We start from the raw sequence: 12113 nt of genomic DNA, 5'->3' as shown, positions 1-12113 counted from the left end.
CCTCGAAAAATCTGTGGACCACTAAAGGACGGCGAAGAACTCCGCCATCTTGGGGATCGCCTGATCCACGTACTCAGGCACGTCGTACAGTGCGATATGAGTCGCGCCGTCGACGACGAACAACTCCTTCGGTCCCTTGGAAAGCTCGTAGGCCTGGTCGCTGAACACCTTTGTGTCCGCCTTGCTCCCTGCGATGAGGAGCAGCGGCTGGGTGAGCAGTTCCGGGATCTGGTCGAACGCCGAGAAGGCGAACATCTTGTCCATGCTGGTCAGCAGGAAACGGCCCTTCGAATTGGGGTGCTGGCCTCGCGGTGTCCTGTAGTAGTCGTACCCTTCGCGCAGGAGGTCCGGCGTGCTTTCGTTGATCTCCTCCAGCGTTTCCGGGACGAACGGGGCGTAGAGAGGCTGTGCTCCTCCTGCTTCCGCCGTGCGCTGCTGGGCGACCATTTCCAGCGTGCCGATCTGCTCGGCCACCGGGGACAGATGCCCCAGGAAGCCCCTGGAACCCTCACCCATCGGAGCTGCGCTGACCGTAGCGACTGCCTTGAAGCGACGTTCGGTCTGGGCCACGCTGATCGCGTATCCGCCGCCGGCGCACATGCCGATGACTCCCATGCGCTCGGAGTCGACGAACGGAAGAGTGGTGAGGAAGTCGGCTGCACAGCGAGCGTCTTCCACCCGGGTCGTCGGGTCTTCCAGGAGACGGGGTTCACCACCACTCGCTCCTTGGTAGGAGGAGTCGTAGACGACGGTGACGAATCCGTGCTCAGCGAGCCTTTTGGCGTAGTGGCCGATGGTCTGTTCTTTTACGCCGCCGGCCGGATGAATTCCGACGAGTGCCGGATATTTCTTTTCTTCGCTGAAGTTCTCTGGCAGATGGAGATGTCCCGCAATCTCTACTTCCTTGTTCCTGAACGAAACAGTTTCGACCATGGTACCTGCCCTTTAGTGGCGCTGGGTAAGAAATTGTCCCCTGATTTCGCCCGGTGACGTCCAGAAAGTAATTGCTACCCCGTGGGCTGGTACCGGTTGCTCGTCGCGGGTCGACCCTGCCCTCCTCGTGCGAGCCCGCAAAGGGGAGAATTCCATCCTGAGAATGGCTTATCCAGGGGAGGAATCCTTACCCTCCTCGCGCAGACCGAGCGGTGCGAGACTGGCCGTAATGAGCAGCGACGCGCATCTGACGGAGAGGGGAGACTCCTCAAGGTGCGGAGGGGCGAGTTGAGCCGGCGCACTCCCCGCCGGTGCCGGCCGCTCTCGCATATGTCCTGCATCCGGATGATCACCAGCATGACCATCTGTTCGAGCCGGCCGGGCGGCAGGGGACGAGACGCCGCCGCCCGGCTCCCTCATACGCAGATGGGACACGCAGCCGCTTGTCTTCCTCCACCTGCGCGAAATCGGTGACTCGCGGGCGAACTCTCCGCGCAGGAAAGGGACTTCGGCCAGCGGTGGGGAGGCCACCTCGTGGCCACCCTCACCTGCAGCGCGGATCCCGATCAGGAACTCGTCGTCCGTAGGCGTTCGCGTCACCTGACCCGACCGTCTGATCACCGGCCATTCATGACCTCGCGCACTCAAGAAAAGCAAAGGCGGCTGTCCAGAACCTGGGAGAAAACTCTCCCCCTCTCTTTCCGGTTGAGCGCTGCGACACTAGCTGCTATGTACAGCAAGGCGCGTCTGCCCGAACTGGGGGAATTCCTCAAGGTGCGCCGGGCGCAACTCAGCCCGCGCACCGTGGGTCTGCCCGAGTCCCGGGCGCCCCGGCGAGTGGCAGGCCTTCGCAGGGAGGAGGTCGCCCAGCTCGTGGGGATCAGCACCGACCGCTACGCGCGGTTGGAACAGGGGCGCGCGCTCGTGCCGACCTCGGTGCTCGCCACCCTCGTTCGTGTCCTGCATCTCGACGATGACCAGCGTGACCACCTGTTCGCCCTGGCCGCGCAAGTTGAGTGCGCGCCGCGCCGCCGACCGGCGCAGAAGGTCCAGCCGCAACTCAAGCGTCTCCTGGACGAACTGACCGGGACCCCCGCGCTCGTCCTGGGCCGGCACATGGACATCCTGGCCTGGAACGCCCTGGCAGCCGCTCTGCTCACGGACTTCGAGCGAATACCTGAGAAGAGGCGCAACTACGCCCGGCTGCTCTTCACCCACCCCGGCTTCCGGGTGCTCTACCCCGACTGGAGGACGATCGCCCGGAGCTGCGTCGCCCAACTGCGCGTGGAGGCCGCCCAGTGCCCTGGCGACCCCGAGTTGACCGCACTCGTGGGCGAGCTGTCGGTGGCCGATGCCCACTTCCGGCAGTGGTGGGCAGGCCACCAGGTGCCCTATCTGCGAGTCGGCTCGAAGAGGCTGAGCCATCCGGTCGCCGGTGACCTCACTCTCGACTGGGACAGCCTGACCTCGACAGCCGACCCGGCACAGCAGCTCGTGATCATGACCCCTGAGCCCGGGACCCCGTCCCATGACGGACTGCGCTTCCTTGCGTCGTGGACCGCTGCGCCGTATCAGCGGGCGCGGGATACGACAGCATGACCTGGGGCGCCGGTCCGGAGCGAGCGGCGCCTTCACTTCTTGGGCGCGTTCCAGAGCTCGCTGAGTTCCGCCCAGTCCGGAGCCGGGCTCTGCAACGCGGTGGGCCCGTCGGTGGTCGACGTGCGCAGTCCCGCGAGGATCAGATCCAGGTACCGCAGGTGGAGCGCGGTGGCGCGTTCGTCGGTGACGGGGATCCGTGCGGTGAGGTGTTCGAGCAGCAAGGGAACGTCGGCGGAGGCGAAGTCGGCGCGCAGCACGCCTGCGCGGTGGGCGCCGTCCACCAGGTCGTCGAGGGCGGCCCGGAGTCGGGCGGCGGCCGCCACGATCTCGTCGGTGGCCGGCAGCCGGCCACCGACCAGCGGGAGGAGCGGGCCGCCCGCCCCCTGGTCCGAGAGCGCGTCCCGCAGGAAGCGGGCGAAGGCCGCCCAAGGATCGGGCTCCTCGGCGAGGGCGGTGCGGGCCTGGGTGACGAGCTGTTCCATCCCCACGATGCGCATCCGTTGAGCCAGCATCTCCTTGCTGGGGTAGCGGCGGTAGAGGCTGCCCATGCCGATGCCTGCCCGGCGGGCGATCTCCGAGACGGGCGCGTCCCAGCCGAGCTCGGCGAAGACTTCGCGCGCAGCCTGCATGAGGCGCTCGTCGTTGCGGTCCGCCTCCCGTCGGCGGCCGCGCGGTCTGCCGGTCTGCGTGTCACCCATGGACAGGTATTTTCCTCTACCGGCGTGCCAGGCCGTACCCACCGTCGACGGCGAGCACCCCGCCGGTCACGAAGGCTGCCTCCTCACCGACGAGCACCACGATCGCCCGGGCCACGTCCTCCGGCTCCGCGACCCGCCCCAGGGGGTGTTCTTCGCCAGCAGCCGCTGGAACTCCTGCGGCATGTGCGCGCTGCTCTCCGTACGGACGTAACCAGGTGCCACGACATTGACGTTGACGCCGAGTGGACCGGCCTCGTGGGCGACGAAGCGGGCGAAGGTGTTCAGGGCGGCCTTCGCAGTGCCGTGGGCGGTCATGCCCGGGGCCGGCGGACCATGGGCCACGGCGCTGGAGACATACACGATCCGGCCCTGCCCTCGGGCGCCCATGAGCTCCAGTGCCCGCTGGGTGAGCGTGTAGACGGATGCGAGTTCGCTCGTCACCTTCGTCCTGAAGTCGTCCCAGGCGAGGGTCTGCACAGAAGTGGGCGTGAAGCGAGCGCCGGCGTTGCAGACAAGGACGTCCAGGCGCCCGTCGACCGCGGAGCGCTCCAGCAGTTCGGCCGCCTGGATGGGGTCGTACACGTCGGCCTGCACGGCGAAGGCTTCGCCGCCGTCGGCCTCGATGAGCTTGACCACCTGGTCGGCCGCCTCGCGGTGAGAGAAGTAGTTGACGGCTACGCGGTAGCCGCGAGCTGCCAATGCACGCGAGGTGGCAGCGCCGATTCCCCTGCTGCCGCCGGTCACCAGGGCCGTGGGCTTGGTCGTGGCGTTCATGTGTCCTTCCGCGTTCGGGTGATCTGTCGCCCAACTATCGGAGCGGAGCGCTCCGCTCAAAAAATTACCCGAGAAGAGGAATCGACCTCTCCGGTGCCGCGTTGTCCTGTGACATGAGCGAAGCAGTAGTAGCGCGTGCCTACGGTGGTCCTGAGGTGCTGTCGGTGATCGATGTGGCCGTAGCGGAGCCAGGGCCGGGTCAGGTGCGCATCGAGGTCCGCGCCGCCGGCGTCAACCCCTTCGACCACAAGATGTACAGCGGCGCCTTCGGAACCGATCCGGCCAAGCTGCCGATGCGGCTCGGCGCCGAAGCGGCCGGTGTGGTGACCGCTGTCGGTGCCGACGCGGCCGGCCCCGCGGGCCCGATCCGGATCGGCGACGAGGTGATCGCGTACCGCGCGCCCGGCGCCTACGCCGCCGAGCTCATCGTCCCGGCGTCCTCGGTGGTGCCCAAGCCCGCCACTCTCTCCTGGGAGCAGGCGGGAGGACTGATGGTCACGGGCGTCACCGCTGTGCACGTCCTCGAAGCGATCGGCTTGCGGGAGAACGATTCGGTGCTGATCCACGGCGCCGCGGGTGGCGTCGGCCTGTTGGCCGTGCAGCTGGCTGTCGAACGCGGCGCGAGGGTGCTGGGGACGGCGAGCCCTGCCAAGCACGACGTCCTGCGCGAGCTGGGGGCGGTTCCGATCGCGTACGGGCCGGGTCTGGCCGACCGGGTGCGTGCGGCAGCGCCGCAAGGCGTCCACGCGGCTGCCGATCTGGTGGGCACCGACGAGGCGGTGGACGTCTCGGTGGAGCTGGTGGCGGACCGGTCCCGCATCGCGAGCGTTGCGGGCTTCGAACGCGGGGCCCGAGCCGGCATCAAGCTCCTGGGCGGCGGGCCCGGCGCGGACCCTGGCACAGAAGTCCGTGCCGCCGCGCGACTGCAGCTCACCGAAGCCGCGGGGGCCGGGCGGCTGCGGGTCCTGATCGCCGCCAGCCATCCGCTGCGCGAAGCCGCCGCGGCGCATCGGCGGATCATGACCGGGCATACGACGGGGAAGATCGTCCTCGTCCCGTGACCCGACCCCCGGCTGCACCGGTGGCGCTGTGAGAAGAGACTGGGGAAGTGAAGGGGTGGGCAGAGAAGCTCTGCCCCCTTGCCCGTGGTGGTGGGGAGCCCTGGGATCTTCGGCATGCGGGAGGGGCGCGCGGACTGTCGACCGACGGGCTCAGGCGTTGCGTACCGTCTTGCTCACATGGTCGAGCAGCGTCAGCAGCTGCGCGCTCTCTTCCGGCCCCAGCCCCTCGGTGATGTGGCGCTCGATGTCGGCGATCACCTGGTCGGCCGCGCGCAGCGCTTCTCGTCCGGCGTCGGTGAGGTGCAGTTCCTGCACGTGCCGGTGGCGCGGGTGCTCGCGCCTCTCCAGCTGTCCGCGGCCCTCCAGGCGTGTCACGAGGGAGGCGACGGCCTGGGGGGTCACGTTGAGGCGGCGGGCCAACTCGGCGCCGGCCAGCCCTGGTTCGCTGTGCACCGATATCAGCAGGGTGTAGTGCGCGGCGGCCATGCCCAGCGGGCGTAGCCGCTGTTCCTTGAGTGTCTGCACCGCCAGTTCCGCGCGGCGCAATGCCCAGGTCACCCGGTCGAGCGCGCCGAGCCCCACAGGCTCCTCGTCATCACGTATCACCTGCCAAGGGTACGACACTTCATGACTATCAAGCGTTTGACGTCAAGCTAACGCTTGAGGCATGCTCGACGTATGACTCGTACGATCGCTCTCATCACCGGCGCTTCCTCCGGCATCGGCGCCGAATACGCCCGTCTGCTGGCGGATGACCACGACCTAGTCCTGGTGGCGCGCCGCGCGGACCGGCTCGACGGCTTCGCGGAAAAGCTCCGCGCCCGGGGTGCCGCCGTGGAGGTGCTGCCCGCTGATCTCGGCACCCACGAGGGCATCTCCGCTGTCGTGGGTCGCCTCGCCGCGGGGGACGTGCGCCTGCTGGTCAGCAACGCAGGCGCCGGCGGCTACGCCCCGCTCGTCCATGTCGACCCCGCCGACGTCGACCGACTGCTCACCCTCAACGCCGTGGCCCCCGTTCAGCTGGTGCGCGCCGCGCTTCCCGGGATGCTCGCCGCCGGAGAAGGCGCGATCATCACGGTGGCCTCGCTGCTGGCCTTCAGCGGGGGCCTCAACGACCCACGCGCACCCCGACGCACTCTCTACGCGGCGGCGAAGGCCGCCACCGTCGCCTTCACCCGGACCCTCGCTGGTGAGCTGGCCGACACACCCATCCGTACCCAAGTGCTGCTGCCCGGCGTCGTGGCCACGGAGTGGAACGAAGGCGTCGGCCGCGACATCCCCTGGGCGATGACCCCGCAGGACGTCGCCTCGGCCAGCCTGGCCGGCCTGCGCCTGGGGGAGACCGTGTGCGCCCCTGGTCTGGAGGACCAGGCCGCAGCCCTTGACGCCCTGCTGGCCGCGGAGTCCGCTCTGCTCACCGGCGGCAACCAGCCCACCCCCGCGGCTCGCTACCGCAACGCGCAGGCGTAGAAGCGGGCGCCTCCTCGGCGCTGCCCCCGACCCGGCCGCGGGTCGCCCTCCGACGGCTGCGCAACATCCGCCCGCCGAGAGCGCATCCGGATATGCGGCCACCTATGCCCCACTGCCGTCGGCCCGCGCCGACTGCAGTCCAACGGCCACTCGTGCCGAAGGCCACGTCTCTCAGCCATGGATGCGCCTCACGCGCGCGGACGTAAAAAAGACAGGGGAAGACCCATGACCGACAACATCCCGACGATCACCCGTGACGGCGTCATCGGATACGACGCGACCGAGATCGTCACCATCGACCAGGCCACCGGAGCCGAGTTCGCGCGCTACCCCGTGGCCGGCAAGGAAGAGGCAGCCGCAGCTGTCGCCGCCGCGCGCTCGGTCACCGGGGCCTGGTGGGACCTCGGCTTCGAGGGCCGCGCGGAGCGACTGCGCGCGTGGCGGCGGCAGATAGCTTTGAGTGGTGAGGAGGGCGCCGCACTCATTCACGCCGAGAACGGCAAGCCCCTCGACGACGCTCGCGTGGAGGTGCTCGGCACGCTCGAGCACGTGCAGTACGCAGCTGACAACGCCGCGCGCGTCCTGGAGCGCCGGGAGGTGCCGGGCAGCCCCACCACGCCCAACCAGCGTGCGTGGGTCGAATACCAGCCCTACGGCGTGGTCGGCGTCATCGGCCCGTGGAACTTCCCCCTGCTCACTCCCGCGGCCATCCTCGTCGACGCGCTCGCGGCCGGGAACGCCGTGGTCCTCAAGCCCAGCCAGATCACGCCGGGCGTCGCTGAATGGCTCGTCCGAACCTGGCAGCGTGCGGTTCCGGAGCTGCCGGCCGTCCTGCAGAGCCTGAACGGATACGGGGCCACAGGTCAGGCGCTCATCGAGGCGGGCCTCGACAAGCTCGCGTTCACGGGCAGCGTCGCCACGGGTAAGGCGGTGGCCGCCCAATGCGCGCAGACCTTGACCCCCGTTCTGCTGGAACTCGGCGGCAAGGACGGCGTCATCATCGCCGAGGACGCCGACCTGGACGAAGCCGCCGCTCACGTCGTGTGGGGCGCCATGCAGAACACCGGGCACGGCTGCATCAGTCTCGAAGTGGCGTACGTCGTCGAGTCGGTGTACGACGAGTTCGTCCGGAAGATCAGCGAGCTTGCCGGGCAGGTACGCGTCGGCAGCGACGAGGACGCGGAGATCGGGCCGGTTCCGCTGCCGAGCCAGACCTCGATCATCCGGGAACACATCCAGGACGCTCTGGAGCGCGGCGCGACAGCCACCGTCGGCGGCCTCGACGCGGTGGGTGACCGCTATGTCGCGCCCACCATCCTGGTTGGAGTGGCCCCCCACGCCCTCGCGGCGACGGAGGAGACGTTCGGGCCGACGCTGGCGGTCATCAAGGTCGCCGACGCCGATGAGGCCGTCACTCACATCAACGCCGGCCGGTACGGACTGGGCAGCGCCGTCTTCAGCCGCGACCGCGGCGAGGCCATCGCCCGTCGCCTCCGCGTGGGAATGACCAGCATCAACGATGCCCTGGTGTTCTCCATGAACCCCGCGGTGCCTTTCGGCGGTCGCGGCGACAGCGGCTACGGGCGCAAGCAGGGGGAGGAGGGGCTGCGGGAATTCGCCTACGCGCACTCCTTCACCGCCAAGACCGGCCCCGCCCGGTTCTCCGCCTCGACCTTCGGCAGGCCGCAGGGGGCCATGGCGGGAGCCCTCGCCGGCGTCCGTGACAGGATCCTGGCCGAGAGCGGCGAGAAGTCGGACTGATTCAACTCACGGGCTGCGACGGACGTTCCGGGCCGAGCGCAGTCCGCCATATGTACCCTCACGAGGCAGGCCATCGACCGGCCTGGCACCCGGGTCCGAGACGCTGCACCGTCTTCGACCCCGGGCGTGGGTCTGCTCACCCGCGGGTCAGGCCCCACTCGCCCGCGCGCACCCCGGCCTGGAAGCGTGAGTCCGCGCCCAGGGCGACGAGCAGTCCGGCGACCCTGCGGCGGTAGGTGCGCAGCGACATGCCCAGTTCGCGCGAGGCTGTCACGTCGGTCATTCCGGAGCCCAATGCGTGCAGCACCTCGCGGGCTTGCGCGTCGATGCGGGGCCGGTCGGCGTCGAAGAAGGCCGCCAGATCGGTGGCCGTCTCCCACGCGGCTTCGAACAGCGCGTACGCCCCGCTGACCAGGGCCGGTTCGGCACTCATCGTGTACGTACGGTGCCGAGGACCGTGAGTGGACGAGGCCGAGGACGCGGGATCGGTCAGGAACAAGGTTCGCCGGTCGATGAAGACCGTTCCCTGAAGCAGCGGGGTGGTGGTGATCCGCACCTGCATGCCGTGGGCGGCCGTCTCGCGCAGGACCTCCCGGTCGTGCTCGTCGGCGAGCGCGGCGGGACTGAACAGCTTGCGGGCCTGGCGTACTCCGTCACGGCGTATCCGCAGACGTGTGGATTCGCGGGCACCGGGCCAGGTGTCGAGGTCGCGGGCGGCGCTGACCCATTCCGCGTCGTACGACTCCACCAAGGGCGTGATCCGCGCGTGGAGTTCAAGATCACTCTTGAGGGCCATGTGCTGTGGCATGCGTTCATTGTGCCTGTGGCAGCAAGGTGCCACAGGCTCGTCGGCAGGTTGCGCGCCGTGCAGGCTGGGCCCATGAGCAATGAATTCCGCATCGGCGGCGACCTTGCCGTCAACCGGCTCGGCTTAGGTGCCATGCGACTGCCGTCCAAGGAGGGCATGGGTGGTCGGGCCCGTGACCCCGAGACCGGCCGAGCCGTACTGCGCCGCGCCGTCGAGCTGGGTGTCAACCACATCGACACCGCCGACTTCTACGTCAGCGCCGGTGGTGCGGTGCGCGCGAACACCCTGATCCGCGAGGCCCTCCATCCCTACGCGTCCGACCTGGTCATCGCCACCAAGGTGGGCCCCATCCGCCGCCCCGACGGCTTCCGCCAGGCCGCCACCCCGGCCGACCTGCGCGGCCTGGTGGAGGCCAACATCGAGGGCCTGGGCGTGGACCGCCTCGATCTGGTCTACCTGCGCATCGGTCGGATGGAACCCCCGCACGGCGAGTCGATCGCCGTGCGCTTCGAGGCGCTCGCCGCGCTGCGGGAGGAGGGCCTGATCCGTCACCTCGGCCTCAGCAACGTCGAGACCGACCATCTCGTGGAAGCCCGCGCGATCGCTCCGGTCGTGGCGGTGCAGAACCGGTTCCACACCGCCAAGCCCGACGACGCGGAGCTGCTGGCCGCCTGCGAGGAGGCCGACATCGCGTTCGTGCCCTTCTTCCCGCTCGGTGGCGGGCGCGAACTCGACGACGAGCGGCTGGCCAAGGTCGCGGCCCGGCACGGCGTCGCCGTGTCGCAGATCGGCCTGGCCTGGCTGCTGGCGTCCTCGCCGGTGACCCTGGCCATTCCTGGCACGGGCTCTCTGTCACACCTGGAGGACAACATGGCCGTCGCCGGGATCACCCTCAGCGAAGAAGACCTCGCCGACCTCTCCTGACGTACCGGTGGCCACAGGGTGGCCGTCGTCGTTGACCCCTTTCATCCGCTGCTTGTTGGCACAGCCTCGCCGACTCGCCATGGCAGACCGCGGACAGCTTCTTGTCGGATGCCTGCTGCGACCACGGCCGAGCCGACGCGCTCGGAAAGCACCGCAGGTAGGCGCGTAGTACCGCGGTACCACGCGTACGGTGCAGATCAGCCTCCCGGTACCACCGGATCGGGGTGATGCGGCACCTAGCGTTGCCGGTGCGGCGTCGAAGTCACGGACGCCGGAGCCAGACAGAAAGTACGCGGATGATCGACGCACGGCAGTTGACCAAGAAATACGGCGAGAAGACAGCCGTCGACGGACTGGACTTCGTCGTGAAGCCGGGCACGGTGACGGGTTTTCTGGGGCCCAACGGCGCGGGCAAGTCCACGACCATGCGCATGATCGTCGGCCTTGATGCCCCGACGAGCGGCTCCGTCACCGTGAACGGCCACCGTTACGCCTCGCACCGGGCGCCGCTCCAGGAGGTCGGCGCGCTCCTGGAGGCGAAGTCGATCCACCCCGGCCGCTCGGCGCACAACCACCTCAGGGCCCTCGCGCTGACGCATGGCATTCCAGGCCGCCGGGTCGACGAGGTCATCGACCTCGCCGGACTGGGCAGCGTGGCGAAGAAGCGGGCCGGTGCCTTCTCCCTCGGCATGGGCCAGCGGCTGGGCATCGCCGCGGCGCTGCTGGGCGATCCGCAGACGGTGATGCTGGACGAGCCGGTCAACGGGCTGGACCCGGAGGGGGTGCTCTGGATCCGGAACCTGCTCAAGGGGCTCGCCGACGAGGGGCGGACTGTGTTCGTGTCGTCGCACCTGATGAGCGAGATGGCCCTGGTGGCGGACCACCTGATCGTCGTGGGGCGGGGCCGGCTGCTGGCCGACACCACCGTCGCGGACCTGATCCGCGAGGCGGGCGGGGACACGGTGAAGGTGGTGACGCAGGACCCGGCGCGGCTGCGGGACGTCCTGGCCGGGCCGGACGTCGACGTCACCGGCTGGATCGGCTCCGAGGAGCTGCAGGTGACCGGGCTGAGCGCCCGCGAGGTCGGGTTGAAAGCGGCCGAGCACGGGATCGCCCTGTTCGAGCTGAGCGCGCGGACGGTGTCGCTGGAGGAGGCGTTCATGGATCTGACCAGGGATGCCGTGGAGTACCACGGCTCCACGACCGGCATCGAGACCCTCGGGAAGCCCGCATGAGCACCCTCACCGCAACCGCCGAGGAACCCCGGACCACCCCTGCCCGCCCCGCCTACCGGGTGACTGGACGGCGCGTGCTGGCCTCCGAGTGGGCCAAGCTGTGGTCCCTGCGTTCGACCTGGATCACCTTGGGCCTGGGTCTGCTGTTCGTGGTGGCCTTCGGCCTGATCGCCGCGAGCCGCTACAAGTCGGGGATCGACTCCGGCAACCTCGACTCGGACTTCGCCGATTCGACGACCGTGAGCCTGTCCCTCTTCGGTACGAACTTCGCCCAGTTGGCCCTGGGCGTGCTCGGTGTGCTGGTCACGGCGGGGGAGTACTCGACCGGCATGATCCGCTCGACGCTGGCGGCGGTGCCCCGCCGACTGCCCGTGCTGTGGTCCAAGGCGGCCGTGTTCGGGCTGGTCGCGCTGGTGGTGGGGACGCTGGGTGCGTTCGTCACCTTCCTGATCGGGAGCGGCATCGTCTCGGGTACGCCCGCGGCCATGAGCCTCTCGCACGCGGGTGTCCTGCGCAGTCTGCTGGGCGCGGGGCTCTACCTCGGCCTGGTCGGGGTGATCGGCGCCGCCCTGGGCGCACTGCTGCGATCGGTGGCCGGCGGGATCTCGGTCCTGGTGGCCGCCCTCATGCTGATCCCCGGACTGATCTCCCTGCTGCCGAGCTCCTGGCAGGACGACATCAGCCCCTACCTGCCGTCCAACGCAGGGCAGGCGATGTTCGCCCTGACCCACGACTCCACCACCCTGTCACCGGGCGCCGGTCTGCTGGTCTTCCTGTGCTGGACGGCGCTGGCGCTGGGCGGCGCGGCGTACCGGCTCGTACGCAGTGACGTCTGACGCCCGCACCATGG

12 protein-coding genes are annotated in these 12113 nt (G+C 69.4%); 7 read left to right on the top strand and 5 right to left on the bottom strand.

The annotated features are described in order from the left end of the window. Window positions 1-21 precede the first annotated feature (21 nt). Entirely contained in the window at window positions 22-933 is a 912-nt protein-coding gene (locus tag AQJ46_RS02035; RefSeq protein WP_059203896.1) for an alpha/beta hydrolase, read from the bottom strand. 729 nt (window positions 934-1662) lie between these two features. Between AQJ46_RS02035 and AQJ46_RS02030 the strand changes: the two genes are divergently transcribed. Next, the gene (locus AQJ46_RS02030; protein WP_059203895.1) at window positions 1663-2532 is read left to right on the top strand and encodes a helix-turn-helix transcriptional regulator; all 870 of its coding nucleotides are present in this window, start codon (window positions 1663-1665) and stop codon (window positions 2530-2532) included. 32 nt (window positions 2533-2564) lie between these two features. Here AQJ46_RS02030 and AQJ46_RS02025 read toward each other — a convergent pair whose 3' ends face one another. Together AQJ46_RS02025 and AQJ46_RS02020 are read right to left on the bottom strand one after the other, a co-directional pair. After that, window positions 2565-3230 carry a TetR/AcrR family transcriptional regulator gene (locus AQJ46_RS02025; RefSeq protein WP_059203894.1) on the bottom strand — a complete coding sequence of 222 codons (666 nt, stop codon included), beginning with the start codon at window positions 3228-3230 and terminating at the stop codon, window positions 2565-2567. 66 nt (window positions 3231-3296) lie between these two features. Continuing rightward, the gene (locus AQJ46_RS02020; protein ID WP_263972850.1) at window positions 3297-4004 is read right to left on the bottom strand and encodes an SDR family NAD(P)-dependent oxidoreductase; all 708 of its coding nucleotides are present in this window, start codon (window positions 4002-4004) and stop codon (window positions 3297-3299) included. 113 nt (window positions 4005-4117) lie between these two features. Here AQJ46_RS02020 and AQJ46_RS02015 point away from each other — a divergent pair, with 113 nt between their 5' ends. Then, the gene (locus AQJ46_RS02015) at window positions 4118-5065 is read left to right on the top strand and encodes a quinone oxidoreductase family protein (protein WP_059203893.1); all 948 of its coding nucleotides are present in this window, start codon (window positions 4118-4120) and stop codon (window positions 5063-5065) included. A 150-nt stretch (window positions 5066-5215) separates the two neighbouring features. Here the strand turns inward: AQJ46_RS02015 and AQJ46_RS02010 are convergent, their stop codons facing one another. Continuing rightward, window positions 5216-5671, bottom strand: a complete 456-nt coding sequence (locus AQJ46_RS02010; protein ID WP_059203892.1) for a MarR family winged helix-turn-helix transcriptional regulator — start codon at window positions 5669-5671, stop codon at window positions 5216-5218. 72 nt (window positions 5672-5743) lie between these two features. Here AQJ46_RS02010 and AQJ46_RS02005 point away from each other — a divergent pair, with 72 nt between their 5' ends. Together AQJ46_RS02005 and AQJ46_RS02000 are read left to right on the top strand one after the other, a co-directional pair. Beyond that, the gene (locus AQJ46_RS02005; RefSeq protein ID WP_059203891.1) at window positions 5744-6535 is read left to right on the top strand and encodes an SDR family NAD(P)-dependent oxidoreductase; all 792 of its coding nucleotides are present in this window, start codon (window positions 5744-5746) and stop codon (window positions 6533-6535) included. A gap of 225 nt (window positions 6536-6760) precedes the next feature. Beyond that, on the top strand, window positions 6761-8296 hold the full coding sequence (locus AQJ46_RS02000) for an aldehyde dehydrogenase family protein (RefSeq protein WP_059203890.1): 1536 nt from the start codon (window positions 6761-6763) through the stop codon (window positions 8294-8296). A gap of 136 nt (window positions 8297-8432) precedes the next feature. Here AQJ46_RS02000 and AQJ46_RS01995 read toward each other — a convergent pair whose 3' ends face one another. Then, complete coding sequence (locus tag AQJ46_RS01995; protein ID WP_059203889.1) at window positions 8433-9104, bottom strand: helix-turn-helix domain-containing protein; 672 nt, start codon at window positions 9102-9104, stop codon at window positions 8433-8435. A gap of 72 nt (window positions 9105-9176) precedes the next feature. Here AQJ46_RS01995 and AQJ46_RS01990 point away from each other — a divergent pair, with 72 nt between their 5' ends. The 3 genes from AQJ46_RS01990 to AQJ46_RS01980 all read left to right on the top strand — a co-directional run bounded on the left by AQJ46_RS01990 (window position 9177) and on the right by AQJ46_RS01980 (window position 12099). Then, a complete protein-coding gene (locus AQJ46_RS01990; protein WP_059203888.1) occupies window positions 9177-10028 on the top strand; it encodes an aldo/keto reductase in 852 nt (283 codons plus the stop codon). A 296-nt stretch (window positions 10029-10324) separates the two neighbouring features. Continuing rightward, window positions 10325-11263: an ABC transporter ATP-binding protein gene (locus AQJ46_RS01985; RefSeq protein ID WP_059203887.1), complete on the top strand. Its 939-nt coding sequence runs from the start codon at window positions 10325-10327 to the stop codon at window positions 11261-11263. Beyond that, window positions 11260-12099, top strand: a complete 840-nt coding sequence (locus tag AQJ46_RS01980) for an ABC transporter permease (protein ID WP_057613643.1) — start codon at window positions 11260-11262, stop codon at window positions 12097-12099. The genes AQJ46_RS01985 and AQJ46_RS01980 overlap by 4 nt, the downstream gene beginning before the upstream one ends. Window positions 12100-12113: the final 14 nt, after the last annotated feature.

Origin of the sequence: Streptomyces canus (assembly GCF_001514145.1) — a bacterium.
Taxonomy (GTDB): domain Bacteria; phylum Actinomycetota; class Actinomycetes; order Streptomycetales; family Streptomycetaceae; genus Streptomyces; species Streptomyces canus.
This window is presented reverse-complemented; position numbering and strand designations above follow the sequence as displayed.

Coding starts and splice junctions, on each gene's coding strand:
- AQJ46_RS02035 (WP_059203896.1), bottom strand. CDS start 933: ATGGTCGAAACTGTTTCGTTCAGGAACAAGGAAGTAGAGATTGCGGGA.
- AQJ46_RS02030 (WP_059203895.1), top strand. CDS start 1,663: ATGTACAGCAAGGCGCGTCTGCCCGAACTGGGGGAATTCCTCAAGGTG.
- AQJ46_RS02025 (WP_059203894.1), bottom strand. CDS start 3,230: ATGGGTGACACGCAGACCGGCAGACCGCGCGGCCGCCGACGGGAGGCG.
- AQJ46_RS02020 (WP_263972850.1), bottom strand. CDS start 4,004: ATGAACGCCACGACCAAGCCCACGGCCCTGGTGACCGGCGGCAGCAGG.
- AQJ46_RS02015 (WP_059203893.1), top strand. CDS start 4,118: ATGAGCGAAGCAGTAGTAGCGCGTGCCTACGGTGGTCCTGAGGTGCTG.
- AQJ46_RS02005 (WP_059203891.1), top strand. CDS start 5,744: ATGACTCGTACGATCGCTCTCATCACCGGCGCTTCCTCCGGCATCGGC.
- AQJ46_RS02000 (WP_059203890.1), top strand. CDS start 6,761: ATGACCGACAACATCCCGACGATCACCCGTGACGGCGTCATCGGATAC.
- AQJ46_RS01995 (WP_059203889.1), bottom strand. CDS start 9,104: ATGCCACAGCACATGGCCCTCAAGAGTGATCTTGAACTCCACGCGCGG.
- AQJ46_RS01990 (WP_059203888.1), top strand. CDS start 9,177: ATGAGCAATGAATTCCGCATCGGCGGCGACCTTGCCGTCAACCGGCTC.
- AQJ46_RS01985 (WP_059203887.1), top strand. CDS start 10,325: ATGATCGACGCACGGCAGTTGACCAAGAAATACGGCGAGAAGACAGCC.
- AQJ46_RS01980 (WP_057613643.1), top strand. CDS start 11,260: ATGAGCACCCTCACCGCAACCGCCGAGGAACCCCGGACCACCCCTGCC.